General features: G+C 73.5%; 19 protein-coding genes. 8 read left to right on the top strand and 11 right to left on the bottom strand.

Annotated features, from left to right (window positions below; translation table 11 throughout):
- Positions 1-153: 153 nt before the first annotated feature.
- From OG338_RS05945 to OG338_RS05915, 7 genes are read right to left on the bottom strand one after another with little or no spacing between them, the layout of a single operon-like run.
- Positions 154-966 carry an HpcH/HpaI aldolase/citrate lyase family protein gene (locus tag OG338_RS05945; protein WP_405936312.1) on the bottom strand — a complete coding sequence of 271 codons (813 nt, stop codon included), beginning with the start codon at positions 964-966 and terminating at the stop codon, positions 154-156.
- Complete coding sequence (locus tag OG338_RS05940) at positions 963-2,162, bottom strand: CaiB/BaiF CoA transferase family protein (protein ID WP_405936311.1); 1,200 nt, start codon at positions 2,160-2,162, stop codon at positions 963-965. The genes OG338_RS05945 and OG338_RS05940 overlap by 4 nt, the downstream gene beginning before the upstream one ends.
- The gene (rbsK, locus tag OG338_RS05935; protein WP_405936310.1) at positions 2,159-3,043 is read right to left on the bottom strand and encodes a ribokinase; all 885 of its coding nucleotides are present in this window, start codon (positions 3,041-3,043) and stop codon (positions 2,159-2,161) included. The genes OG338_RS05940 and rbsK overlap by 4 nt, the downstream gene beginning before the upstream one ends.
- Complete coding sequence (locus OG338_RS05930) at positions 3,040-4,419, bottom strand: ADP-ribosylglycohydrolase family protein (RefSeq protein WP_405936309.1); 1,380 nt, start codon at positions 4,417-4,419, stop codon at positions 3,040-3,042. The genes rbsK and OG338_RS05930 overlap by 4 nt, the downstream gene beginning before the upstream one ends.
- Positions 4,416-5,636: an ADP-ribosylglycohydrolase family protein gene (locus OG338_RS05925; RefSeq protein ID WP_405936308.1), complete on the bottom strand. Its 1,221-nt coding sequence runs from the start codon at positions 5,634-5,636 to the stop codon at positions 4,416-4,418. The genes OG338_RS05930 and OG338_RS05925 overlap by 4 nt, the downstream gene beginning before the upstream one ends.
- Positions 5,545-6,795, bottom strand: a complete 1,251-nt coding sequence (locus tag OG338_RS05920; RefSeq protein WP_405936307.1) for an ADP-ribosylglycohydrolase family protein — start codon at positions 6,793-6,795, stop codon at positions 5,545-5,547. The genes OG338_RS05925 and OG338_RS05920 overlap by 92 nt, the downstream gene beginning before the upstream one ends.
- Positions 6,792-7,883 carry an ADP-ribosylglycohydrolase family protein gene (locus OG338_RS05915; protein ID WP_405936306.1) on the bottom strand — a complete coding sequence of 364 codons (1,092 nt, stop codon included), beginning with the start codon at positions 7,881-7,883 and terminating at the stop codon, positions 6,792-6,794. Before OG338_RS05915 ends, OG338_RS05920 begins: the two co-directional genes overlap by 4 nt.
- A 281-nt stretch (positions 7,884-8,164) precedes the next feature.
- On the opposite strand from OG338_RS05915, the gene OG338_RS05910 reads away from it, so the two are divergent.
- The 3 genes from OG338_RS05910 to OG338_RS05900 all read left to right on the top strand — a co-directional run bounded on the left by OG338_RS05910 (position 8,165) and on the right by OG338_RS05900 (position 15,323).
- Positions 8,165-8,899, top strand: a complete 735-nt coding sequence (locus OG338_RS05910) for a VIT1/CCC1 transporter family protein (protein ID WP_405936305.1) — start codon at positions 8,165-8,167, stop codon at positions 8,897-8,899.
- Positions 8,900-9,310: 411 nt separating this feature from the next.
- Positions 9,311-13,870, top strand: a complete 4,560-nt coding sequence (gene gltB / locus OG338_RS05905; protein WP_405936304.1) for a glutamate synthase large subunit — start codon at positions 9,311-9,313, stop codon at positions 13,868-13,870.
- On the top strand, positions 13,863-15,323 hold the full coding sequence (locus OG338_RS05900) for a glutamate synthase subunit beta (RefSeq protein WP_405936303.1): 1,461 nt from the start codon (positions 13,863-13,865) through the stop codon (positions 15,321-15,323). Before gltB ends, OG338_RS05900 begins: the two co-directional genes overlap by 8 nt.
- A 122-nt stretch (positions 15,324-15,445) precedes the next feature.
- Here the strand turns inward: OG338_RS05900 and OG338_RS05895 are convergent, their stop codons facing one another.
- Positions 15,446-16,666 (bottom strand): SLC13 family permease, encoded by a 1,221-nt coding sequence (locus tag OG338_RS05895; protein ID WP_405936302.1) that lies wholly within the window; start codon positions 16,664-16,666, stop codon positions 15,446-15,448.
- 33 nt (positions 16,667-16,699) lie between these two features.
- Between OG338_RS05895 and OG338_RS05890 the strand changes: the two genes are divergently transcribed.
- The 3 genes from OG338_RS05890 (at position 16,700) to OG338_RS05880 (ending at position 19,205) form a co-directional block, all read left to right on the top strand.
- Complete coding sequence (locus OG338_RS05890; protein WP_405936301.1) at positions 16,700-17,185, top strand: pyridoxamine 5'-phosphate oxidase family protein; 486 nt, start codon at positions 16,700-16,702, stop codon at positions 17,183-17,185.
- Positions 17,186-17,392: 207 nt separating this feature from the next.
- The gene (locus tag OG338_RS05885) at positions 17,393-17,596 is read left to right on the top strand and encodes a cold-shock protein (RefSeq protein ID WP_018104519.1); all 204 of its coding nucleotides are present in this window, start codon (positions 17,393-17,395) and stop codon (positions 17,594-17,596) included.
- Between the two features lie 88 nt (positions 17,597-17,684).
- Positions 17,685-19,205, top strand: coding sequence for a DEAD/DEAH box helicase (locus tag OG338_RS05880; RefSeq protein ID WP_405936300.1), 1,521 nt, complete (start codon positions 17,685-17,687; stop codon positions 19,203-19,205).
- Positions 19,206-19,292: 87 nt separating this feature from the next.
- On the opposite strand, the gene OG338_RS05875 is transcribed toward OG338_RS05880, so the two are convergent.
- Both OG338_RS05875 and OG338_RS05870 read right to left on the bottom strand, forming a co-directional pair.
- A complete protein-coding gene (locus OG338_RS05875; RefSeq protein ID WP_405936299.1) occupies positions 19,293-20,189 on the bottom strand; it encodes a hypothetical protein in 897 nt (298 codons plus the stop codon).
- Between the two features lie 72 nt (positions 20,190-20,261).
- Complete coding sequence (locus OG338_RS05870; RefSeq protein ID WP_405936298.1) at positions 20,262-22,043, bottom strand: beta-galactosidase; 1,782 nt, start codon at positions 22,041-22,043, stop codon at positions 20,262-20,264.
- Positions 22,044-22,167: 124 nt separating this feature from the next.
- Here OG338_RS05870 and OG338_RS05865 point away from each other — a divergent pair, with 124 nt between their 5' ends.
- The gene (locus OG338_RS05865) at positions 22,168-23,046 is read left to right on the top strand and encodes a helix-turn-helix domain-containing protein (RefSeq protein ID WP_405936297.1); all 879 of its coding nucleotides are present in this window, start codon (positions 22,168-22,170) and stop codon (positions 23,044-23,046) included.
- A gap of 19 nt (positions 23,047-23,065) precedes the next feature.
- Positions 23,066-23,404 (top strand): chorismate mutase, encoded by a 339-nt coding sequence (locus OG338_RS05860; RefSeq protein WP_405936296.1) that lies wholly within the window; start codon positions 23,066-23,068, stop codon positions 23,402-23,404.
- A gap of 50 nt (positions 23,405-23,454) precedes the next feature.
- Here the strand turns inward: OG338_RS05860 and OG338_RS05855 are convergent, their stop codons facing one another.
- On the bottom strand, positions 23,455-24,882 hold the full coding sequence (locus OG338_RS05855; protein WP_405936295.1) for an MFS transporter: 1,428 nt from the start codon (positions 24,880-24,882) through the stop codon (positions 23,455-23,457).
- Between the last annotated feature and the right edge of the window lie 136 nt (positions 24,883-25,018).

Raw genomic sequence — 25,018 nt, 5'->3', positions numbered from 1 at the left:
GGCCCCTTCGCCGTCGTGGGGTGTCCTCAATCGCCGGACGGGCTTGATTTGGCCGCTCGCCGTTGAATTGGCTCCGCCGGACGGGCTTGATGTGGCGGGGGAAACCAAGCCCGTCCGGCGATTGAGGACAAAGCGGTCAGGTGGGGTGCCGGCTCACCGATTTCGTTCGGCCAGCGAGAGTGTCCGTTGCGCCTGCGCAACCACCGCCGCGTCCACGAAGCGGCCGTCCGGGAGGGCCTGGGCGCCCGTCTGGTCGCGGGCCGCAGCCACGATTTCCCAGGCCGCTTCGACCTCCTGCGGCGTCGGGCGGAAGGCGCGTTCGATCACCGGGAGCTGGCGGGGGTGGATCGCCGCCCGGCCCAGGAAGCCCAGGGCCCGGCCGTGGGCGCAGGAGGACCAGAGGCCGTCCAGGTCGCGGACGTCCGTGAAGACCGACTGCGTGGGCGGCGCCAGGCCCGCCGCCCGGGCGGCGACCACCACCCGGCTGCGCGACCAGTCGAGCCCCGCGTCCTCCCGTACGCCCAGATCCGCGCGGAGGTCCGCCTCGCCCAGGGCGATGGCCCGCACCTGGTGGTGGGCGGCGGCCACCGAGTACGCGTGCTCGATGCCGAGCGCCGACTCCAGGAGCGGGCACAGGGCCACCCCGGGGGCCAGCGCCGCGATGTGGTGCACGGACGCGGCATGGGTGATCTTCGGCAGCCGCAGCCCGCCGAGCCCCGGCAGCCCGGCCAGCGCCAGCACGTCCGCCTCGTCGTTGACCCGCACATGCACCGGCGGTGCCGCGCCGGACGGCGGCTCCGACAGCAACTCCACCGTCGCCGCGCGGGCGTACTCCTTGCGGTCGGCGGCGACCGCGTCCTCCAGGTCCACGATCACCACGTCCGCCCCCGAGGCGGCCGCCTTGCGCACGACGTCCGGCCGGTCCCCGGGCACGTACAGCAGGGTGAGGGGGGCCGCCGCGCTCACAGCACCCGCTCCGCCCGCAGCGCCGAGATCTCGGGCCCGGTCAGCCCCAGCCCGGTCAGGATCTCCTCGGTGTCCGCCCCGTGCGGGCGGCCCGTCCAGCGGATCGCCCCCGGGGTACGGGAGAGCCGGAAGAGGACGTTCTGCATCCGCAGCGGGCCCAGCTCCGGGTCGTTCACCTCGGTGACCGTGTCCAGCGCCCGGTACTGCGGGTCCTCCATCACATCCCGTACATCGTGGATCGGGGCGATGGCGGCCTCCGCCTTCTCGAACGCGGACAGCGCCTCCTCCCGGCTGTGCCGGGCGATCCAGTGGCCCACGGCCTCGTCCAGCTCGTCGCTGTGCTCGGCGCGGGTGGCGCCCGAGGCGAACCACGGCTCCTCGATCAGGTCCGCCCGCCCGACCAGCCGCATCACCCGCTCCGCGACGGACTGCGCGGAGGTGGAGACGGCCACCCACTGCCCGTCCGAGGTGCGGTAGGTGTTGCGCGGCGCGTTGTTGCGCGAGCGGTTCCCGGTGCGCGGCTGTACGTAACCGAGCTGGTCGTACCAGAGCGGCTGCGGGCCGAGCACGGTCAGGATCGGCTCGATGATCGCCATGTCGACCACCTGCCCCTCGCCGGTCCGGTCGCGCCCGGCGAGGGCGGCCATCACCGCGTACGCCGTGGCGAGCGCGGCGATCGAGTCGGCCAGGCCGAACGGCGGCAGGGTCGGCGGCCCGTCCGGCTCCCCGGTGATCGCCGCGAAGCCGCTCATCGCCTCGGCGAGCGTCCCGAAGCCTGGCCGGTGGGCGTACGGGCCGAACTGGCCGAAGCCCGTGACGCGCACCAGCACGAGCCGGGGGTTGACCGCGTGCAGCTCGTCGGGGCCGAGGCCCCACCGTTCCAGCGTGCCCGGCCGGAAGTTCTCGATGATCACATCGGTGTCCGCGGCGAGCCGCAGCAGCAGATCGCGGCCCTCCGGGGCGGACAGGTCGAGCGTCAGATTGCGCTTGTTGCGGCCGAGGAGCTTCCACCACAGGCCGACGCCGTCCTTCGCGGGCCCGTGGCCCCGGGAGGGGTCGGGGCGCGTCGGATGCTCGACCTTGATCACCTCGGCGCCGAAGTCGCCCAGCATCGTCGCGCAGAGCGGGCCCGCGAAGAGCGTGGCGAGATCGACCACCCGCAGTCCGGTGAGCGGCGGTGCCGCGGGGGCGCTCACGCGCCGTCGATTTCGCTGCGGTACGGCATGGAGACCGAGGCGCCCGGCTTCTGCACGCAGAGCGCGGCGGCGGCCGAGGCCCAGGCGACGGCCTGCGGGACGGGGCGGCCCTCGCCGATCGCCACGGCCAGGGTGCCGACGAAGGTGTCCCCGGCGCCGGTGGTGTCGACGGCGGTCACGTCCGGGGCCGGGAAGTGGATGGTGCGGCTGCCCCGGGCCGCGTACAGGCTGCCCTTCGAGCCGAGCGTGATGAGCACCGCGGGGACCTGGCCGAGCAGGATCTCCGCCGCCGCGTGCGGGTCGTCGTAGCCGGTCAGCTCGGCCGCCTCGTGCTCGTTGGGGATCAGCAGGTCGACATGGTCCAGGAGCTCGGAGGGCAGCTCCTGTACGGGGGAGGGGGTGAGCACGGTCCGTACGCCCTGGGCGTGACCGGCGCGGGCGCCCTCGATCACGGCGGACATCGGCAGCTCCAGCTGGAGCAGCAGCAGATCCGCCTCGGCGATGGCGGCCATCTCGCCCGGGCCGATCGCGGTGATGGTGCCGTTGGCACCGGGGATGACCACGATCGCGTTGGAGCCCTTGGCGTCGACCACGATGTGGGCGATGCCGCTGGGGCCCTCGGCGGTGTGCAGCAGGTCGGTGTCGACGCCGGAGTGCTCCAGGTTCTCCCGCATCCGTACGCCGTACTCGTCGTCGCCGACCGCGCCGATCATCAGCACGTCACCGCCCGCGCGCGAGGCGGCGACGGCCTGGTTGGCGCCCTTGCCGCCGGGGACGGTGCGGAACTCCCGTCCGGTGACGGTCCGGCCGCGCTCCGGGGCCCGGTCGACGTAGGCCACCAGATCCATATTGGTGCTGCCGAGCACCGCGATCCTGGTCATGGGCGGAGTGCCTCCTCGTGGGTGAGCCGGTGGGTCAGGTCGGCGAGGGTGTCGAAGCCGGTTCCGTCGAAGCCGGGGACGGACGTGGCGAGCCGGTTCTTCAGCGGGGTCGTCCACCGGTCGGGCAGCGCGTCCGGCCGGCCGGCGAGCAGTCCGGCGAGCGAACCGGCGGTCGCGCCGTTGGAGTCGGTGTCCCAGCCGCCGGACACCGCCTTGCAGACGGAACCGGTGAAGTCGCCGTCGGCATGGGTGAGGGCGGCGGCCAGCAGGGCCGCGTTGGGCAGCACATGCACCCAGTGATACCTGCCGTACGCGGTGTGCAGCCGGTCCACGACCGTATCGAAGTCCCGCTCCTCGCGGGCGGCTTCGATGCCGTCCCGTACCGCCGCCGCGAACCGCGAGCGCGGCGGCACCACGCGCAGTCCGGTGGCCAGGCAGCCGTGCACATCGGTCTCGCCGCCGGCCGCCCCGGCCAGCGCCGCCGCCGTGAACATCGCGCCGTAGACGCCGTTCCCGGTGTGGGTGAGGACCGCGTCGCGGTACGCCTGTTCCGCCGCGCCCGCCGGGTCGCCGGGGCGGGTCCAGCCGTGCACGTCGGCCCGGATCTGCGCGCCGATCCACTCCCGGAACGGGTTGCGGTGCCGGGCGGTGTCCGGGGGCTCGATGCCGTCGAGCAGATTGCGGTACGCGACCCGCTCGGCGGTGAACGTACGCCCCGCCGGGAGCTCGTCCAGCCACAGCCGGGCCAGGTCCGCCGTGGTGAACGCGGCGCCGTGCCGCTGGAGCAGCAGGAGGGTGAGCAACGGGTGGTTGAGGTCGTCGTCCTCGGGCATCCCGTCGATGTTCTCGGCGAGCGAGGTGGCCGCGGAGCGCCGGTTCCACGGGTAGGTGGCGGCCAGCGGGGCGGGCAGACCCCGGGCGGTGAACCAGGTGTCCAGCGGCCAGTTGCCGGTGGCCCGGGCCAGGGCGCGGATGCCTTCCAGCGGCAGCTTCTCGACCGGTTTGCCCAGCAGACAGCCGGCGGCGCGGCCCAGCCAGGCGGCGTGCAGCCGCTCCGGGCCGGCCGGCCGCACCTCCCGGGCGTGCGGCCACTGCGGGCAGGCGGCCCGGATCGCGTCCAGGCCGTCCGGCTCGTCACCGGCCAGCGGGGATTCCAGCAGGGCGAGTTCGTCCAGCAGCCGTTCGGCGACCGCGCGCAGCCCGGGTGGGGCGCCGGGGTCGGACGCGCCGGCGCGCTCCGGGGCGGGGGAGCCGCCGGCCTCGTACCACCGGCGGGCCAGGGCGCGTGCGTCGCGGCCGTCCTCGGCGGCCTGCCGCAGCTCGTGGCCCACCAGGTCCTCCGGCTGTACCCAGGTCACCCGTACCGCCGTGGTCACGGGGTGCCCGCCAGCGTCGCGAAGGCGGCCTCGTGGGCGCGGCGGCGGGCGGTGTCCCGGGCGAACACCTCGCGGGCCACCTCGGCCAGGGTCCGGGCCGGGGCGCGCAGATCGAGGCGGCTGGCCCCGGCGACGGTGGCCGCCCAGTCGGCGGGGACGGCGCGCTCGCCGTGCAGGGCGCCCGCGAGCGCGCCGCTCATGGTGGCGATCGAGTCGCAGTCGCGGCCGTAGTTGACCGAGCCGAGGACCGCCTGCCGGTAGTCCCCGCCGGCGGCCAGCAGCATGCCGAGGGCGACCGGCAGTTCCTCGATCGCGTGCAGCCGGGACGGGCGGCGGGCGCCGAGCGACGGGGCGCGGTAGTCCGGGCCGACGGTGTCGAAGGGGGCGACGGCCGCGCGCAGCGGGACGAGCGCCGACTCGACGTCCCGGTGGCGGGAGGCCGCCTCGCAGACGGCCTCGATCGCGGCGCGGGTGCCGTCCTTGGCGAGCGACAGGCACGCCTCCACGACCGTGGCCGGCGTCGCCCCGGGCGCGCAGGCGGCGGCGACCCCGGCCGCGAAGACACCCGCCGCCTCCCGGCCGTAACTCGACTGGTGGGCGCCCGCGACGTCGATCGCCTCGTCGTACGCCGCCCGCGGATGGGCGGCGTTCACCAGGCCGACCGGCGCCATGTACATCGCCGCCCCGCAGTTGACGATGTTTCCGGAGCCCGCCTCGCGCGGGTCGACGTGCCCGTAGTGCAGCCGGGCGACGATCCACTTCTCGGCGAGGAAGACCCGCTGGAGCGGCAGCGCCTCGGCCTCCAGCTCGGGAATCCAGCGCGGTACGCCGATCAGCTCCGGTACGAGGTGGTCGGCGACCGCGTACGCGTCGAGATGGCCGCGCACCTTCCCGTACACCCGGACCAGCGCGTGCGTCATCAAGGTGTCGTCGGTGACATGCCCGTCGCCCTTGTGGTACGGGGCGATCGGGCGGGCGGTCCGCCAGTCGTCGCCGTCCCAGGGGCCGACGATCCCGGTGATCCTGCCGCCGTGCCGGGCCGTGATCTGCTCCGGCGAGCGGCCCTCGACCGGGCCGCCCAGCGCGTCGCCGACGGCGGCGCCGACGAGGGCGCCGGCGATCCGGTCATCGAGCGTGGGCGCCCCGGGGGTCGCGGGCGTCGTGGCTGTCGTCGGGGAGGGGGATGTCGTGGGCGCCGGCGGCACGGTGGATGTCATGTCCGGATTGTCCACCCGTGGGGGCCGGTTCCGTGGCTGCCAGCAGCCCGGCGAGTTCCATGAGATCCGTGCCGGCGAGGCGGGGGAGCGCGCAGCCGGCCAGCGTCCGGCAGGTCTCCCGCCAGCCGTCGGGGACGGAGGCGATGGAGCCCAGTGCCCCGGTCAGCGCCCCGGCCAGGGCGGGCGCGGAGTCCGCGACCCGGGACAGGCAGGCCGCCGCGGGCACGGCCTGTGCGATGTCGCCCCTCGACGCGGTGGCCAGGGCGAGGGCGACCGGTACGGTTTCGGCGGCGGCGATCCCGTAGCTGTAGACGTGGTCCACGATCTGGTGTTCCAGGACCGGGACGAGCGCGAACGCCCCGGCCCGCTCCCCGGCGAACTCCCGGGCGATCCGGACCGCGTGGGCCGCGTTGCGGGCGATCTCGGTGCCGTCCGGGAGCTGGGCCAGCGCGGCGTCGACCGCGGTGTCCACGTCCGCCCCGCCCAGCGCCCCGGCGATCGCGGCGGCCATCGCCCGCGCCCCGTGCACCCCGTCGCCGTCCTGTGTGAAGCGCGCGTCGAACTCCGCCAGCTCCGCCGCCGCGTGCGGGTCGCCCGGGTGGACGACCGCCAGCACGGCCGCCCGTACGCACGCCGCGTCGTCGAAGTAGTGCGGGTTGTCGTGCCCGGTGGCGGGCGGCCGCAGTCCGGCGGCGAGGTTCCCGAGCCCGGCCCGCACCGAGATCCGTGCCCGCAACGGCAGTACGGCCGCCTCCACCTCGGTCGCGCGGGCCGCCGCGGCGGCCACCTCGGCGGCGAGGGAGTTCCAGGCCCCGGTGACGGCGGCGCGGACGTGGGCGTCGCGCGGGGCGGTCCCGGCGGCCGTCCCGGCCCGGGCCCGCCCGGCCGCCGCCAGCACGGTCCCCGCCGCGAACGCCGCCCACTCGGCGTCGTCGGACGGCCCGAGCCGCAGCGGCTCGGGCGGCTGATTGAGCGCGATGGGCACGGGGAGCGTGGTCGTCGCGTTCTGCTCGGCGAAGGTGTCCAGCTCCCGCGTCAGCCGCCGCGTCCACTCCGGCATCCGGGCCGCCCGGTGCCGGGCCGCGGGCCACCCGGCGGCGTCCCCGGCGGCCAGCCCGACGAGCAGCCCCTCGACGCGGGCGCGCCGTGTGCCGCTCATCGCCGCACCGCCCCTTCGCCACCGGGTCCGCCGTCCGCCGCGCCCGGCGCCAGCAGGTCCGCGATGTCCGCCACGTGGTACCCCCGCATCGAGGGCAGGCAGCTGCCGCGGACCGGGCCGATGGCGTCCGACCAGAGGCGGGGGATCGCCGAGGCGCCGTGCAGGGCGCCGGCGAGGGCGCCCGCCACCGCGGCCGTCGTGTCGGCGTCGCGGCCCATGTTGACGGCCATGAGCACCGCCGTACGGAAGTCGCCGCGGGCCGCGGCGAAGGCGCCGAAGGCCAGGCCGACCGCTTCGGGGGCGAGGTCGGTCCAGGGGTAGCCGCCGACCACGACGGCGGAGCGGACCGCGCGTTCGCCGGTGAGGCGGTCGGGGTAGGGGCGTCGCGCCGCCGTCACCGCGCGGCGCAGCGAGCGGGCCGTCCAGGAGTCCATGGGGACGGCCGAGAGCGCGGCGGCGATCACCGAGGTGACCGAGGCGCCGGTCATCGCGGCGGCCACCCCGGCGGCCACCGCCTGGCCGCCGTAGATGCCCTCGCCCTCGTGGCTGACCCGGCCGTCGACCGCGACCAGCCGGGCCGCCTCGGCGGGGCGGCCGGCCGCGAAGACGCCGAAGGGCGCGGCCCGCATCGCCAGGCCGTCGCTCCAGGCGTGCCGGTGCTGGGCGGAGATCGGCGCGGCCAGCCCCCGGCGCAGGTTCTCCAGGGTGCCGCGCTCGCTGAAGCCGGCGCCCCGGAACGGGCCCTCGTCCAGGTCGGCGATCCACAGCCGCCAGGCCCGCTCGACATCGGTGACGGTCAGCTCCGAGCCGTGCCGGGCCAGCAGCAGCCCGGAGAAGATCGCGTACTCCGTGTCGTCGGTGCCCGCCGGGTCGTCGCTGACGAAGCCCTCGATCCGGCCCCAGCGGCGGCGGATCTCGGAGGGCCGCATGTTCTCCGCCGGGGCGCCGAGCGCGTCGCCGACCGCAAGGCCGAGCAGCGCGCCCCTGGCCCGGTCGACGGGCCCGCCCGGCTCCGGGTCCTCCGGAAGTCGTGCCGTCCGTGTGCCGCCCGCCCGCGGCGCCGTCGGATTTCCTGCGACCGTCTCCATCGCGTCGACCCTTCGCTCGTACCGAGCCAGTACTCGTGCCTGTGGGATCCGTTCCACGCCGAGCCCGGCAGAAGGCCGGTTACGCACACAAAAGGGCCACTCGGATGACGCCTTCCGGACAGCAAGGCAAGCCGTACCTATCCGGTTACGCAGGGTGGTAAGTACGGCCTGCCTTGCTGGCAGGAGCGATTTTTCGTGCGTATTTTCGATGGTGTCGAGCGGGGGCGGGCGGGCAGCGGGCCCGTCTCCGGAGAACCCGGACCAGGGAAGAGGGATAGGCCGTGGCCATCATCGAGACGGACGCCGTACTGCACGAGGCGCACCGGGACAACCACACCCACCGTGACGTCAACGGCGGCTGGCTGCGCCCCGCGGTCTTCGGTGCGATGGACGGCCTCGTCTCCAACCTGGCCCTGATGACCGGCGTGGCCGGCGGCGACGTCTCGCACCGCACCATCGTGATCACCGGCCTCGCCGGACTGGCCGCCGGCGCCTTCTCCATGGCGGCCGGCGAGTACACCTCCGTGGCCTCCCAGCGCGAGCTGGTCGAGGCCGAGCTGGACGTCGAGCGGCGCGAGCTGCGCAAGCACCCCGCGGACGAGGAGCGGGAGCTCGCCGCGCTCTACGAGTCCCGGGGCGTCGAGCCCGGGCTCGCCCGCGAGGTCGCCCGTCAGCTCTCGCGCGACCCGGAGCAGGCCCTCGAAATACACGCCCGCGAGGAGCTGGGCATCGACCCGGGCGACCTGCCGTCGCCCCTGGTGGCCGCCTTCTCCTCGTTCGGTGCCTTCGCGCTGGGCGCCCTGCTGCCGGTGCTGCCGTTCCTGCTGGGCGCCGGCGCGCTCTGGCCGGCCGTGCTGCTGGCGCTCGCCGGACTGTTCGGCTGCGGCGCGGTGGTGGCCCGGGTGACCGCCCGCAGCTGGTGGTTCAGCGGACTGCGCCAGCTGGCGCTGGGCGGCGCGGCCGCCGCGATCACGTACGGCCTGGGCGCACTGTTCGGCGTGGCGGCCGGCGGCTGACCCCGCCTGCTTCGTACGCGTAACGGGCCGGTTCACGCCATCGGCCCGTTACGCGTACGCCACGCGTGTGACGTACGTCTTGGCCCGGCCCTCTGGGCGCGGCCGCGCCACGCACCGTAAAATGAGTCTCTATGCAGGGCTGCACATAAGTAGCCACAACCCGGCGGTTTCGATTTCCCCGCCACCGGGCATGAGCCGTAGGCACCGCAGGCAACGACGCCTGCTCCCTGCGCCTCCCGGGCGCCGATCCTCCGACAGCGGCCCACTCCACCGTCATCGACGGTGTCCGCATGTTGGAATGGTTCATCCGCTTTTTGAGAAGCGCCCCATCATGTAATCTGCACCAAATTTCGCAGAGGGCCAACGTCGTCCCTCGGCACTGCATATGCCACGACGACGACGGGAGAGCCGATGCGCACCGACGCCTGGTCGCCCATGGACGGTCGCCCCGCCCCCCAGGGGATGTACGACCCCCGCAACGAGCACGACGCCTGTGGCGTGGGGTTCGTAGCCACTCTGACCGGTGTGCCCGGCCACGAGATGGTCGAGCAGGCTCTGACCGTGCTCCGCAACCTCGAACACCGCGGTGCCACCGGCTCGGAGCCCGACTCCGGTGACGGCGCCGGCATCCTGCTCCAGGTCCCGGACACGTTCCTGCGCGCCGAGGTCCCCTTCGCACTCCCCGAGGCCGGCGGCTACGCCGTCGGCATCGCCTTCCTGCCCGCCGACGACTCCGGCGACGCCGTCCGCGAGCTGGAGAAGATCGCCGGCGAGGAGGGCCTGACGGTCCTCGGCTGGCGCGAGGTCCCGGTCACCCCGGACATCCTCGGCAACGGCGCCCGCGCCACCATGCCCGAGTTCCGCCAGCTCTTCGTGGCGGACGGCGAGAGCGCCGGCATCGCCCTGGACCGCAAGGCGTTCGTGCTGCGCAAGCGCGCCGAGCGCGAGGCCGGGGTCTACTTCCCGTCGCTCTCCGCGCGCACCATCGTCTACAAGGGCATGCTCACCACCGGTCAGCTGGAGCCCTTCTTCCCGGACCTCTCCGACCCCCGGTTCGCCACCGCCGTCGCCCTGGTCCACTCGCGCTTCTCGACCAACACCTTCCCGAGCTGGCCGCTCGCCCACCCGTACCGCTTCGTCGCGCACAACGGCGAGATCAACACGGTCAAGGGCAACCGCAACTGGATGAAGGCCCGCGAGTCCCAGCTCGCCTCCGGCCTCTTCGGCGACGCGCCGCTCGACCGGATCTTCCCCGTCTGCACCCCGGACGCCTCCGACTCCGCGTCCTTCGACGAGGTCCTGGAGCTGCTCCACCTCGGCGGCCGCTCGCTGCCGCACTCGGTGCTGATGATGGTCCCCGAGGCGTGGGAGAACCACACCTCCATGGACCCGGCCCGCCGCGCGTTCTACCAGTACCACTCCGCGATGATGGAGCCCTGGGACGGCCCGGCCTGCGTCACCTTCACCGACGGCGTCCAGGTCGGCGCGGTCCTCGACCGCAACGGTCTGCGCCCCGGCCGCTACTGGGTCACCGACGACGGCCTCGTCGTCCTCTCCTCCGAGGTCGGCGTCCTGGACATCGACCCGGCCAAGGTCGTCCGCAAGGGCCGCCTCCAGCCCGGCCGCATGTTCCTCGTGGACACCGCCGAGCACCGCATCATCGAGGACGACGAGATCAAGGCGTCCCTCGCCGCCGAGCAGCCCTACCAGGAGTGGCTGGAGAGCGGCGAGATCGAGCTGGAGGACCTCCCCGAGCGGGAGCACATCGTCCACACGCACGCCTCCGTCACCCGGCGCCAGCAGACCTTCGGATACACCGAGGAGGAGCTGCGCGTCATCCTCGCCCCGATGGCCCGCACCGGCGGCGAGCCGCTGGGCTCCATGGGCACCGACTCGCCGATCGCCGCGCTCTCGGCCCGCCCCCGGCTGCTGTTCGACTACTTCACCCAGCTGTTCGCGCAGGTCACCAACCCGCCGCTGGACGCCATCCGCGAGGAGCTCGTCACCTCGCTGCGCTCCGTGCTCGGCCCGTCGAGCAACCTCCTGGAGCCGGGCGCCGCGTCCTGCCGCAGCGTCGCGCTGCCCTTCCCGGTGATCGACAACGACGAGCTGGCCAAGCTCATACACATCAACGCCGACGGCGACATGCCGGGCATGAAGGCCGCCACGCTCTCCGGCCTCTACCGGGTGCACGGCGGCGGCGACGCGCTGGCCGCCCGGATCGAGGAGATCTGCACCGAGGTCGACGCCGCCATCGAGGACGGCGCCCGCCTGATCGTCCTGTCCGACCGGCACTCCGACGCCGAGCACGCGCCGATCCCCTCGCTGCTGCTCACCTCCGCCGTCCACCACCACCTCATCCGCACCAAGCAGCGCACCCAGGTGGGCCTGCTGGTCGAGGCCGGTGACGTCCGCGAGGTCCACCACGTCGCGCTGCTGATCGGCTACGGCGCCGCCGCGGTCAACCCGTACCTGGCCATGGAGTCCGTCGAGGACCTGGTCCGGGCCGGCACCTTCATCGAGGGCATCGAGGCCGAGCAGGCCATCCGCAACCTGATCTACGCGCTGGGCAAGGGCGTCCTGAAGGTGATGTCCAAGATGGGCATCTCCACGGTCGCCTCCTACCGAGGCGCCCAGGTCTTCGAGGCGGTCGGCCTCGACCAGTCCTTCGTGGACCGGTACTTCAACGGCACCGCCACCAAGATCGGCGGCGCCGGTCTCGACGTCGTCGCCAAGGAGGTCGCCGCCCGGCACACCAAGGGCTACCCCGCCTCCGGCATCTCCGCCTCACACCGCGCGCTGGAGATCGGCGGCGAGTACCAGTGGCGCCGCGAGGGCGAGCCGCACCTGTTCGACCCGGAGACGGTCTTCCGCCTCCAGCACGCCACCCGCAACCGCCGGTACGACATCTTCAAGAAGTACACGGACCGGGTGAACGAGCAGTCCGAGCGGCTGATGACGCTCCGCGGCCTGTTCGGCTTCACCTCGGACCGCCCCTCGATCGACATCGACGAGGTCGAGCCCGTCTCGGAGATCGTCAAGCGGTTCTCCACCGGCGCCATGTCCTACGGCTCCATCTCGCGCGAGGCCCACGAGACCCTCGCCATCGCGATGAACCAGCTGGGCGGCAAGTCCAACACCGGTGAGGGCGGCGAGGACGCCGACCGGCTCTACGACCCGGCGCGCCGCTCGTCCATCAAGCAGGTCGCCTCCGGCCGCTTCGGCGTCACCAGCGAGTACCTGGTCAACGCGGACGACATCCAGATCAAGATGGCCCAGGGCGCCAAGCCCGGTGAGGGCGGCCAGCTGCCCGGCCACAAGGTCTACCCGTGGGTCGCCAAGACCCGGCACTCCACCCCGGGCGTCGGCCTGATCTCCCCGCCGCCGCACCACGACATCTACTCCATCGAGGACCTGGCTCAGCTGATCCACGACCTCAAGAACGCCAACCCGCAGGCCCGCATCCACGTGAAGCTGGTCTCCGAGGTCGGCGTCGGCACCGTCGCGGCGGGCGTCTCCAAGGCGCACGCGGACGTGGTCCTCATCTCCGGCCACGACGGCGGCACGGGCGCGTCCCCGCTGACCAGCCTCAAGCACGCGGGCGGCCCCTGGGAGCTCGGCCTCGCCGAGACCCAGCAGACCCTGCTGCTCAACGGCCTGCGCGACCGCATCGTCGTGCAGACCGACGGCCAGCTCAAGACCGGCCGCGACGTCGTCATCGCCGCGCTGCTCGGCGCCGAGGAGTTCGGTTTCGCGACCGCGCCGCTCGTCGTCTCCGGCTGCGTCATGATGCGCGTCTGCCACCTCGACACCTGCCCCGTCGGCATCGCCACCCAGAACCCGGTGCTGCGCGACCGCTTCTCCGGCAAGGCCGAGTACGTCGTCAACTTCTTCGAGTTCATCGCGCAGGAGGTCCGCGAGCTCCTCGCCGAGCTCGGCTTCCGCACGATCGAGGAGGCCGTCGGCCACGCCGAGCTGCTGGACACCGACCGGGCCGTCACGCACTGGAAGGCGCAGGGCCTGGACCTCGCCCCGCTGTTCTACGTCCCCGAGCTGCCCGAAGGCGCCGTCCGGTACCGGAACACCGAGCAGGACCACGCCCTCGACAAGGCCCTCGACAACGAGCTGATCAAGCTCGCCGCCGACGCCCTCAAGGCCGACAGCCCCGAGACCGCCCAGCCGGTCCGCGCGCAGATCGCGATCCGCAACATCAACCGGACCGTCGGCACCATGCTCGGCCACGAGGTCACGAAGAAGTTCGGCGGTGCGGGCCTGCCCCAGGACACCATCGACATCACCTTCACCGGCTCCGCGGGCCAGTCCTTCGGCGCCTTCCTGCCCACCGGTGTCACCCTGCGCCTGGAGGGCGACGCCAACGACTACGTCGGCAAGGGCCTGTCCGGCGGGCGCGTCGTCGTCCGCCCCGACCGCGGCGCCGACCACCTCGCCGAGTACTCCACGATCGCGGGCAACACCATCGCCTACGGCGCCACCGGCGGCGAACTGTTCCTCCGCGGCCGCACCGGCGAGCGCTTCTGCGTCCGCAACTCCGGCGCCACCGTCGTCTCCGAGGGCGTGGGCGACCACGGCTGCGAGTACATGACCGGCGGCCACGCCGTGGTGCTCGGCGAGACCGGGCGCAACTTCGCGGCCGGCATGTCCGGCGGTGTCGCGTACGTCATCGACCTCAACCGCGACCAGGTCAACGCCGGCAACCTCGGCGCGGTCGAGGAGCTGACCGACACCGACAAGCAGTGGCTGCACGACGTCGTGCGCCGCCACCAGGAGGAGACCGGCTCCACCGTCGCCGGGAAGCTCCTCGCCGAGTGGGACACCGCGGTGACCCGCTTCAGCAAGATCATCCCGTCCACCTACAAGGCAGTGCTCGCCGCCAAGGACGCCGCTGAGCTCGCCGGTCTCTCCGAGCAGGAGACCACCGAGAAGATGATGGAGGCGGCGACCAATGGCTGACCCCAAGGGCTTCCTGACCACCGGCCGCGAGGTCGCGCAGACCCGCCCCGCCGGCGAGCGCGTCAAGGACTGGAACGAGGTCTACGTTCCGGGCTCGCTGCTCCCGATCATCAGCAAGCAGGCCGGCCGCTGCATGGACTGCGGCATCCCGTTCTGCCACAACGGCTGCCCGCTCGGGAACCTCATCCCCGAGTGGAACGACTACGCCTACCGCGAGGACTGGACCGCCGCGTCCGAGCGGCTGCACGCCACGAACAACTTCCCGGAGTTCACCGGGCGGCTGTGCCCGGCGCCCTGCGAGTCGGCGTGTGTGCTCGGCATCAACCAGCCGGCCGTCACCATCAAGAACGTCGAGGTCTCGATCATCGACAAGGCGTGGGGCAACGGTGACGTGACCCCGCAGCCGCCGGAGCGCCTGTCCGGCAAGACCGTCGCCGTCATCGGCTCCGGTCCGGCCGGCCTCGCCGCCGCCCAGCAGCTCACCCGGGCCGGTCACACGGTCGCCGTCTACGAGCGCGCGGACCGCATCGGGGGCCTCCTCCGGTACGGCATCCCCGAGTTCAAGATGGAGAAGTCGCACATCAACCGCCGCATCGAGCAGATGCGCGCGGAGGGCACCAAGTTCCGCACCGAGACCGAGATCGGCCGGGACATCGACGCCGCGAAGCTGCGCCGCCGTTACGACGCCGTGGTCATCGCCGCCGGTGCCACCGTCTCGCGCGACCTGCCCGTCCCGGGCCGGGAGCTGAACGGCGTCCACTACGCGATGGAGTACCTGCCGCTCGCCAACAAGGTGCAGGAGGGCGACCTGACGGTCTCCCCGATCACCGCCGAGGGCAAGCACGTCGTCGTCATCGGCGGCGGCGACACCGGCGCCGACTGCGTCGGCACCGCGCACCGCCAAGGCGCCCTGTCCGTCACCCAGCTGGAGATCATGCCCCGGCCGGGCGAGGAGCGGAACGCCAACCAGCCCTGGCCGACCTTCCCCATGCTCTACAAGGTCACCTCCGCGCACGAGGAGGGCGGCGAGCGGGTCTACTCCGTCTCGACCACCCACTTCGAGGGCGACGAGGACGGCAACGTCCAGGCCCTCCACCTGGTCGAGGTGGAGTTCAAGGACGGTAAGCTGGAGCAGAAGCCCGGCACCGAGCGGGTCATCCCCGCGCAGCTGGTCACGCTCGCGATGGGCTTCACCGGCACCGACCAGGCCAACGGTCTGGTCCAGCAGTTCGGTCTGGAGCTCGACGCACGCGGCAACATCGCCCGTGACGAGGACTACGCGACCAACGTCGACGGCGTCTTCGTCGCCGGGGACGCGGGCCGCGGCCAGTCCCTCATCGTGTGGGCCATCGCCGAGGGCCGCTCCGCGGCACGCGGCGTGGACCGCTTCCTGACCGGAGCCAGCGCGCTGCCGGCCCCGATCCGCCCGACGGACCGTGCCCTGACGGTCTGATACGGCACACAGACGTCCCGCACAACGGCGTGCGGAACTGAACGCGGCGCCTGCCCGTCCCCGACCGGACGAATCGGCAGGCGCCGTGGCGCGTCCGGGGGCGGGTGACGCCCGGGGGCGGCTCAGGCGGTCAGCGCCAGCGCGCAGGCCGCCGCCGCGGTCGCCGTCACCGCGAGGACCAGGCCGGTCAGCGCGAAGCGCCGTACCCCGATCCGTGTCCCCTGGAACCGGCACCGCTCGAACCACAGCAGCGTCGCCAGCGACCCCCACGGGGTGACCAGCGGGCCCGCGTTGACCCCGATCAGCAGGGCCAGCAGCTGATGGTGGTTGCCCGCCGGGACGACCGCCTCGCCCGCCACGTACGCCGGAAGGTTGTTCAGTACGTTGGCGAGCCCGGCGCCCACCCCGGCGGTGCGGAGCATGCCCGCGAGGCCGTCGTCCGAGCCGAGCGCCCGCACCAGCACCTCGTGCAGCCCGTGCGCGTTGACGGTCTCCACCACCAGGAACATCCCCGGCACCAGGACCAGCAGCCGCCACGGGACCAGCGAGATCCGCAGCTCCTCGCGCCGCCGCACCGCGTACGCCACCACCACGACGGCCATCGCCGCCAGCGAGGCCGCCCAGAGCGGCACGTCCACCAGCAGGATCGCCAGCAGGAACCCGGCGCACGCCACCGAGCAGACGCCCAGCAGCACCCGGTCGTCGGGCGACGGCACCGGCGGCGGGGTGTACGTGTCGGCGCCCCGCCGGCCCCGGCGCCAGTAGAAGACCCACAGACACAGGGCCGTCATCCCGATCGCCGCCAGCTGCGGCAGCCACATCACGGCGGCCAGCCCGGCCGGGGACAGCGCCACCCGGTCCGCCGCCAGCAGATTGGTCAGATTCGATACGGGGAGCAGCAGGCTCGCCGTGTTGGCCAGCCACACCGTCGTCATCGCCAGCGGCACCGCCGCGATGCCCACCCGCCCGGCCAGCGCCAGCATCACCGGGGTGAGCAGCACGGCCGTCGTGTCGAGGTTCAGTGTGATCGTGGTCAGCGAGGCGAACGCCACGCACAGCCCGAACAGCAGCGGATACCGCCCCCGCCCGGCCCGCGCCACCCACGCCGCGACCACGTCGAAGACCTGCGCCCGGCCCGCCAGCTCCGCCAGCACGATCACCGTCGCCAGGAACGCCAGCAGCGGCCCGATGCGCCGCAGCTGGTCCTGCGCGGGCCCGGCGGGCAGCAGCCCGGTCGCCGCGGCGACCACCCCGAGCAGAAGCAGCCCGCCGGCCAGCCAGTCCAGGGAATGCAACCGCCGCACCAGGACGCGCGAGCGCGCCGCGAAGTGATCGTTCCGCATCCGCTCATCGTGTCAGACCGCGACAATGACTCCATGACCACAAGCACCTGGACCGACTTCCGCACCGCCGAGCCCGACTTCGCCGACGCCGTGCGGCGGAGGTTCGCGCTGTACAAGCACCATGTCCTCGCGACCCTCCGCGAGGACGGGTCGCCCCGGCTCACCGGCCTGGAGGTGGACTTCTGGGAGGACGAACCGCACCTCGGCATGATGCCGAACTCCCGCAAGGCCCTCGATCTGCGCCGCGACCCCCGCTTCTGCGTGCACGCCAACCCCGGGCCGGACGCCGAGATGGCCGACGGGGACGTCCGGATCTCCGGGCGCGCCGTCGAGGTGACCGACCCCGCCGTCCTCGCCCGCTTCATCGAGGAGCGCACCCCGCCCGAGCCCTTCCACCTGTTCCGGGTCGAGCCGACCGAGGTGGTGCGGGTCGGCCTGGAGGGTGGTGACACGCTTGTCATCAGCAGCTGGCGGCCCGGTCGGCCGCTGCGCGTGATCCGGCGGGGCAACGACGGCTGATCGGGGCTCCTCCCGACATCCGGCGGCGGGTCGTGCTACGGTGGTCGTGTTGCAGTTTTGGTACCCATGAACTTTATGTGCGCCTGACGGGAATGCTTCGTCAGGCGCTTTATTGTTTTCCGGCTTTCTCCGGATGGGGCTCAATTGCGGCGACTTGGAATTCGTAAAGTGCGAATTTCCGGCACTGCACCTCCTTAGGAGATCGACATGGCTACTGGAACCGTGAAGTGGTTCAACTCTGAAAAGGGCTTCGGCTTCATCGAGCAGGACGGCGGCGGCGCCGACGTCTTCGCCCACTACTCGAACATCAACGCCCAGGGCTTCCGTGAGCTCGTCGAGGGCCAGAAGGTCAGCTTCGACGTCACGCAGGGCCAGAAGGGCCCGCAGGCGGAGAACATCGTCCCGGCCTAATTTTCGCCGGACGCGTACCTCGCAGCCGGGGCCCGCACCGTCAAGGTGCGGGCCCCGGCTCGTGCTGTCCCAGGAGGACAATCCCGATATGACCCGCTCCGAACGCCAGGACCGTCCCGCTCGCAACCGCCCGTCCAGGGCGCGCGGCACGGACCGGGCACAGGCAACCGCACAGGGTTCCGGCAAGGGAACCGGAAAGGCGTCGTCCCGTCGCAGGGCCACGCCGCCGCAGGGCGAATTCGCGCTGCCCGAGACCATCACCCCCGCACTGCCCGCCGTCGAGGCGTTCGCCGAGCTGGACATGCCCGCAGCCCTGCTGAAGACCCTTGCCGCGCAGGGCGTGACCGAGCCGTTCCCGATCCAGGGCGCCACGTTGCCCAACTCGCTGGCCGGCCGTGACATCCTCGGCCGGGGCCGCACCGGCTCCGGCAAGACCCTCGCCTTCGGGCTCGCGCTGCTGGCCCGCACCGCCGGCCGCCGCGCCGAGCCGAAGGCACCGCTGGCCCTCGTCCTCGTCCCGACCCGCGAGCTCGCCCAGCAGGTCACCGACGCGCTGACCCCGTACGCCACCTCGGTCAATCTGCGGCTCGCCACCGTCGTCGGCGGCATGTCGATCACCCGGCAGTCCGCCACGCTGCGGCGCGGCGCCGAGGTGCTGGTGGCGACCCCGGGCCGGCTCAAGGACCTCATCGAGCGCGGCGACTGCCGCCTGGACCAGGTCGCGATCACGGTCCTGGACGAGGCCGACCAGATGGCCGACATGGGCTTCATGCCCCAGGTCACCGCCCTGCTCCGGCAGGTCGAGGCGGGCGGCCAGCGGATGCTGTTCTCCGCGACCCTGGACAAGAACATCGACCGCCTGGTCAAGATGTTCCTGACCGACCCCGTCGTGCACTCGGTCGACCCGTCCGCCGGTGCGGTCACCACCATGGAGCACCACGTCCTCCATGTCCTGGACGAGACCGACAAGAAGGCCGTCGCGACCCGGATCGCCGCCCGCGAGGGCCGCGTGATCATGTTCGTGGACACCAAGCGCGCGGCGGACCGTTTCGCCAAGCGGCTGCTCGCCAGTGGGGTACGCGCTGCCGCGCTGCACGGCGGGCGCTCCCAGCCGCAGCGCAACCGGACCCTGGACCAGTTCAAGAACGGCCAGGTCACGGCCCTCGTCGCGACGAACGTGGCGGCCCGGGGCATCCATGTGGACGACCTCGACCTCGTCGTCAACGTGGACCCGCCCACCGACCACAAGGACTACCTGCACCGGGGCGGCCGCACCGCCCGCGCCGGTGAGTCCGGCAGCGTCGTCACCCTCGTCCTGCCCGACGAGAAGCGGGACATGACCCGGCTGATGCGCGACGCGGGCATCGCCCCGCGCACGACCCGCATCCGCTCCAGCGACGAGGAGCTGACCCGTATCACGGGCGCCCGCGAACCGTCCGGGGTCGCGGTGGTCATAGAGGTCCCGCAGCCGACGCAGCCGAAGCCGAGGCCGGCGGGAGCCCGCTCGGGCAGCCGGGGCCGGGGCCGGGGGGCCGGCGCGTCCCGGGGCTCCGCCCCGCGCACAGGGGCCGCTCGCGGAAGCGCACAGCGCACCCGCCGCGCCGCGTAGCACCCGTCGCCGGAGGGGCCGAAATCAAGCCCCTCCGGCGATTGAGGAGCGGGGGTCCGGGGGCAGCGCCCCCGGGACGGTGACCGGTCACGTCGTGCAGTCCAGTACCGCGCGGCACAGCGCGCACCGCACCCGCACCCGCCCCCGCACCGGAACCCGGTTCCGCTGATGGCAGACGGGGCACGGGAACGCCACCCGCAACCCGTCCGCCGCCGCCTCGAAGGCGTACGAACCCCCGGGACCCCCGGCCCCGGCCCCCGCCCCGGTCCGCCGGTCCCGTGCGTAGCGCCGCCGCCCCGCCCACCCCGCGGCCGTCAGCGGCGGCCGCGCCGCGTCCCGCAGTGCCCGCGCCCGCCCCTCCGTGTACGCGGTGTACGCCTGCGGACTGGTGAACCAGGGCGAGGGGTCCTCGCCGAACACCAGCGCCCGCTCGGCCAGCACGTACCCGAACTCCTCCGGCGTCAGATACCCCAGCTTCTGGCTGGACGTCGCGTCCTCGCGGAACGCGTCGAGGAGCAGCCAGCCCGCCCCCAGGTAGGCCGCCGCCGTGTCGGTCAGGATCTCGTTGTCACGGGTGCCGGGGAACTCCAGGCCCAGCCGGTGCAGCAGCACATGCGCGACCTCGTGCGACAGGGCCGCCCCGATGTCCCGGCGATGGGTGCGGAAGCGGTCGTTCAGCTCCACGAAGTACTCCGGCCCCGCCGCGAGTTCGACGCTGCCCGCGTGCTCCATCGACCGGAACGCCACGATCACCCGGGCGTCCGGCAGCCGGTAGTGGTGCACCATCGCCCGCGCCACCCGCTGCGCGCCCAGATGCAGATCGTCCGCGTCGGCGAACGCGGCGTCGACCGGGGCGAGGCTCGTCGCGTACCGCCGGACGCCGTCGGCCGACAGCCTGCGGTACAGCGCGGTGATCGCCGAGCGGACCGTCTCCAGATGCGGAAACCCGTGCTCGACCGGGCTGCGGCGGGGGCTGTCCGGCACGTCCGTACCCCCGCTCCTCGCTCCGGGCCCGACTCCTCACCAATGTAGACCGGGAACCGCGCCCCGGGGTTGTCAGTTCCCGGTCCGGACCGGCAGCCCCGGGCCCAGCCGGACGAACGGCGCGCCCGCGCCCTCCGTCTCCAGCACCCACACCTCGTTGACCCCGTCCCGCAGCACCGGACCCGGCACATACAGCGTGTGCTGCGGGCCCGCCGACCAGTACCGGCCCAGGCAGAAGCCGTTCACCCAGACGAAGCCCCGCGTCCAGCCCGGGAGTTCGAGCCCCGCGTGGTCCGCCCCGGCCGTCAGCTCGAACGTGCCCCGGTACAGACCCGTCCCGCCCGCCCCGTCGACCGGCCCGAACGGTACGCCCGCGACCGCGCCCGGCTCCTCGAACGCGTCCAGCCGCAGCGCCCGCGCCCGCACCCCGTGCAGATACTGGCGCTCGTGCAGCACGCCCCCGGTGACGCCCTTCGGCTCACCCAGGCGCGGCCCGTAGTTGACCCGGCCCAGCGACTCCACCCACAGCTCCACATCGGCGGGCCCGGCCACCGGCTCCGTCAGGGTGGCGGCCCCCTCGCCCAGGACGCCCCGGCGCACCCCGTCCACGTACACCACCGCACGGTCCCGCAGCCCCGAGACGCCCAGCGGGTACGGGCGGCGCGGCCCCGGCACGGCCACCCGGTAGCGGACCAGGCCGCGGTCGACGCCCAGCTCCTCGAACGTCGGCGGCACCCCGGACTCCGCCGTCTCCTCGTCGCCCAGCGCCTCCAGCACCGTGTCCAGCGGCGCCCACCCGGTCAGCTCCGCCCGGACCGGGGCGGCGAGCCCGGCCGGCTCCGGCGGCAGCGGGGGCAGCGGCCCGTCCGCGTATGCGGCGAGGACCTTCCGGAACAGCCGGAACTTCTCCGTGGCCCTGCCGTACTCGTCCACCGGCGCGTCGTAGTCGTACGACGTCACCGTCGGCAGCAGCTCCTGGTCCTGGAGCGGCCCGGACCGGTTGGCGCCCGCCCAGCCCGCGAAGTTCGTGCCGCCGTGCGCCATGTAGACGTTCACCGACGCCCCGCACTCCAGGATCTCCGCCAGCGCACCGGCCGCCTGCGCCGGATCGCGTACCACCGGCGGCGCGCCCCAGTGCTCGAACCAGCCGCACCAGAACTCCATGCACATCAGCGGACCCGACGCCCGGTGGCGGCGCAGCACCCGGAACGCCTCGCGGGCGCCCGAACCGAAGTTGGCGGTGGCGAGCAGGCCGGGCACCGAGCCGCCGGTGAGCATATGGTCCTCCGGCCCGTCCGAGGTGAACAGCGGCACGCCCACCCCGTACGCGCGCAGCAGCTCGGTCACCCGGCGCAGATAGACGCCGTCCGTGCCGTAACTCCCGTACTCGTTCTCGGCCTGCACCATGATCACCGGGCCGCCGCGGTCGATCTGCCGCTCCGCGACCTGCGGCAGCAGCTCCGCGAACCAGGCCCGGACCGCGTCGAGATACCCCTCGTCGCGGGTCCGCACCCGGCGCCCGAACCGGCCGGTCACCCACGCGGGCAGGCCGCCGTTCTCCCACTCCGCACAGATGTACGGGCCGGGGCGCACGATCGCCCACAGGCCGGCCCGGTGCGCCGCGTCCAGGAAGCGGCCCAGCGCCCCGGTGTCCCGGAAGCGGCCGGGCCGGGGCTCGTGGAGATTCCACGGGACGTACGTCTCCACACAGTTCAGTCCCATCGCGCGCAGCATCGCGAGCCGGTGGTCCCACTGGCCCTCGTGCACCCGGAAGTAGTGCAGGGCCCCGGACAGCAGCCGTACGGGCTTCCCATCGATCCGGAAGCCGTCGTCCTCGACGGTGAAGTCAGCCATGGTGCCCGTTCTCCCGATGCGCGGAATGTCTCGGTCCAGCCTCGGCCCTGGCGTGCGGCCGGTCCATGGACAAAGATCTTGGCTGTTTGGACGCGAGTGGCCCGGACCGGGCGAGAGGGAGCCCATGTACCACACCTGGATGCGCTTCTTCACGCCCAGCCCGCTCCACCACCGCCTGGGCCTCGTCTGCCTCGGCGTCGGCCTCCAGCACGGCACCCTGCCCACGGTCGGCCCGCGCACCCTGGACCACCATGTGGCCGTCGTCGTGCACACGGGCAGCGGCTGGTTCGCCGGGCCGGACGGGCGGCGGGTCCCGGTCACCGCGCCCAGCCTCATCTGGCTGACCCCGGGCACCCCGCACCACTACGGCGCCGACCCGGGGACCGGCTGGGACGAGAGCTTCGTGGACTTCACCGGGCCCGCCACCGCCACGTACACCGAACTCGGCTACATCGAGCCCGACCGCCCGCTGGTCCCGCTCACCGACACCGCGGCCCCGCGCGCCGCGATCGGCCGGATGGTCCGGGCGGCCCGGCACGGCAACCCGCTCCTGGAGGTCGAGACGGGGGCCGCCGTGCACGAACTGCTCGTCGCCCTGCGCCGGGCCCGCGCCGACGTCGGCCCGGACGGCGATCCGGTGCTCCAGGCGCTCGCCCGGGACGCCTTCCAGCCGCTGTCCGTCGCGGAGCACGCCGCCCGGCACGGGATGACCTCCGCCGAGCTGCGGACGGCGGTGCGCCGGAGCGCGGGACGCAGCCCGAAGGACTACCTCCTGACCATCCGGCTCGGGCGCGCGAAGGAGCTCCTCGCCACGAGCGACCTGCCGGTCGCGGCCGTCGCCCGCCGCGTCGGCTACGACGACCCGGCCTACTTCTCCCGGCTCTTCGCGCGGCGCGTCGGCATCGCCCCGGTCCGCTTCCGCGAACAGCAGGGGCGTACGGTCCCGGGCGGCTGGAGCGACCGCGTCCCGGACCCCGAACACCCGCCGACGATCACCTCGTAGCCCCGTAAGCTCGCTGCCCATGACCACGAACGACACCGACGCCTCCGTACGCGTCGAACTCGACCGGCTGCGCCAGAGCATCGACAACATCGACGCCGCCGTCGTCCATATGCTGGCCGAACGCTTCAAGTGCACCCAGCAGGTCGGCCACCTCAAGGCCGCCCATCAGCTCCCCCCGGCCGACCCGGCCCGCGAGGCCCGCCAGATCGCCCGTCTCCGCGAGCTCGCGGAGAGCGCCCATCTCGACCCGGCCTTCGCCGAGAAGCTGCTCAACTTCATCGTCGCGGAGGTCATCCGCCACCACGAACGCATCGCGGAGGAGTCCGCGAACGGCACGGAGGCGGCCGGGGAGCGCTGAGGGCTTCTCGCCCCGGCCCCGGCCGCCTCCGCGCCCGTCTTCCGCCCCCGTCAGGGCGAGATCTCCTCCAGGGGCCGGTTCGCGGTCTCCTCCGCCAGGGTGCCGGCCACCACCGCGCCGAGCACCGCCACCGCGGCGAGCATCACGAAGACCGCGACCACGCTGTCGTTCGCCGCGTAGACGACGCCGACCAGGATCGGGCCGAGGATCACGCCCAGCCGGTTGACCGCGCCGCCGACGCTGCACCCGAGCGCCCGCATCCGGGTCGGGTACAGCTCCGGGGTGTAGAGGTACAGGCAGATGTTGGAGCCGAAGAAGCCGACCGCCGCCAGTGAGGTCCAGATCAGCACCTGGCCGGGGGAGCCGGCGCCGAGCGCGGCCAGGGTGAGCAGCAGGGCCGCCGAGGCGCCGAGGCAGATCGCGAAGATCTTGCGGCGGCCCAGGACGTCCACGGTGAGCGCGACGACCAGGCAGCCGAGCAGACCGGCGACCGAGGTCACCGTGGAGTAGAGCAGGGCGTCGGAGAGGCCGAGGCCGTATTCGTCCTTGTAGATGCTGGGCAGCCAGGACGTCACGCCGTAGTTCACGAAGTAGCCGGTGAACCAGATCGCGCCGACGACCAGGGTGCGGCGCCGGTAGCGGCCGGTGAACAGGCCGCGCAGGCCGGTCGCGGCCCGTTCCGCTTCGGTGGCTGCGGCGGTTGCCTTCTCCGGAGCCCGCACCGCGCCCGGCGCCGGAAGGGGCTGCCCCGTCGCCGCCGCCACCTTCGCCTCGATCCCGGCCATCACCGCCTCCGCCTCCGCGAGCCGGCCCCGGTCCGCGAGCCAGCGCGGGGACTCCGGGACGCGGCGCTGCACGAGGAAGGCCAGCAGGCCGGGGACGGCGGCGACCGCGAACATCGTGCGCCAGCCCGCGGCCGGGACGACCCAGGCCGCGACGAGCGCGCCGACGGTGAGGCCGGCCGGGAAGACCAGCTCGTACAGCAGAACGAAGCGGCCGCGCTTGAAGCTGCGGGTGATCTCGCTGATGAAGGCCGCCGCCACCGGCACCTCGCCGCCGATCGCCAGCCCCTGCACGAACCGGAGCGCCAGGAACGGGGTGAGCGAGGTGCAGGCGGTGAGGGCCAGGCTGACCAGGCCGGATACGGCGATGCAGTACGCGATGACCTTCACCCGGCCGTAGCGGTCGGCCAGCCGTCCCGAGAGCAGGGCGCCGACGAGCATGCCGACCGAACCGACGGTCAGGACGGCCGTGGCGTCGCCGGTGCTCAACTGCCACTCGTCCCGGAGCTCGGGCAGGGCGTAGGCGATCAGCAGCTGGTCGAACGCCTCGAAGAAGGTGACCACGCCCACGATCAGGCGGACGGTGATGTGCCAGCGGGACGGCGGCAGCCGCTCGAACCGGGCCGCGATGGCGGTGCGGGTGGTGCCGGCGGGCGAGGGGCCCGGTACGGCGTCCTGTGAGATGTCGGTGCTCATCCAGGGTTCCTCCTGCTCCGCGGGGGCCCGGAGCGGTTGGGGGAGCCAGGTGTACGTGTTCGCGGAGGACGCGGTGAGCCGAGCGTACGGGTGGGGGAGCGGTACGCGGTGCCCGTGCGGCGGTGACATCGCCCAC

This window comes from Streptomyces sp. NBC_00726 (genome assembly GCF_045161735.1).
Taxonomy (GTDB): domain Bacteria; phylum Actinomycetota; class Actinomycetes; order Streptomycetales; family Streptomycetaceae; genus Streptomyces.
This window is presented reverse-complemented; position numbering and strand designations above follow the sequence as displayed.

Excerpts from the sequence above, each read along its gene's own strand:
- OG338_RS05865 (WP_405936297.1), top strand. The coding sequence starts at position 22,168 with ATGTACCACACCTGGATGCGCTTCTTCACGCCCAGCCCGCTCCACCAC.
- OG338_RS05920 (WP_405936307.1), bottom strand. The coding sequence starts at position 6,795 with ATGAGCGGCACACGGCGCGCCCGCGTCGAGGGGCTGCTCGTCGGGCTG.
- OG338_RS05860 (WP_405936296.1), top strand. The coding sequence starts at position 23,066 with ATGACCACGAACGACACCGACGCCTCCGTACGCGTCGAACTCGACCGG.
- OG338_RS05900 (WP_405936303.1), top strand. The coding sequence starts at position 13,863 with ATGGCTGACCCCAAGGGCTTCCTGACCACCGGCCGCGAGGTCGCGCAG.
- gltB (WP_405936304.1), top strand. The coding sequence starts at position 9,311 with ATGCGCACCGACGCCTGGTCGCCCATGGACGGTCGCCCCGCCCCCCAG.
- OG338_RS05870 (WP_405936298.1), bottom strand. The coding sequence starts at position 22,043 with ATGGCTGACTTCACCGTCGAGGACGACGGCTTCCGGATCGATGGGAAG.
- OG338_RS05895 (WP_405936302.1), bottom strand. The coding sequence starts at position 16,666 with ATGCGGAACGATCACTTCGCGGCGCGCTCGCGCGTCCTGGTGCGGCGG.
- OG338_RS05885 (WP_018104519.1), top strand. The coding sequence starts at position 17,393 with ATGGCTACTGGAACCGTGAAGTGGTTCAACTCTGAAAAGGGCTTCGGC.
- OG338_RS05855 (WP_405936295.1), bottom strand. The coding sequence starts at position 24,882 with ATGAGCACCGACATCTCACAGGACGCCGTACCGGGCCCCTCGCCCGCC.
- OG338_RS05915 (WP_405936306.1), bottom strand. The coding sequence starts at position 7,883 with ATGGAGACGGTCGCAGGAAATCCGACGGCGCCGCGGGCGGGCGGCACA.
- OG338_RS05925 (WP_405936308.1), bottom strand. The coding sequence starts at position 5,636 with ATGACATCCACCGTGCCGCCGGCGCCCACGACATCCCCCTCCCCGACG.
- rbsK (WP_405936310.1), bottom strand. The coding sequence starts at position 3,043 with ATGACCAGGATCGCGGTGCTCGGCAGCACCAATATGGATCTGGTGGCC.
- OG338_RS05890 (WP_405936301.1), top strand. The coding sequence starts at position 16,700 with ATGACCACAAGCACCTGGACCGACTTCCGCACCGCCGAGCCCGACTTC.
- OG338_RS05880 (WP_405936300.1), top strand. The coding sequence starts at position 17,685 with ATGACCCGCTCCGAACGCCAGGACCGTCCCGCTCGCAACCGCCCGTCC.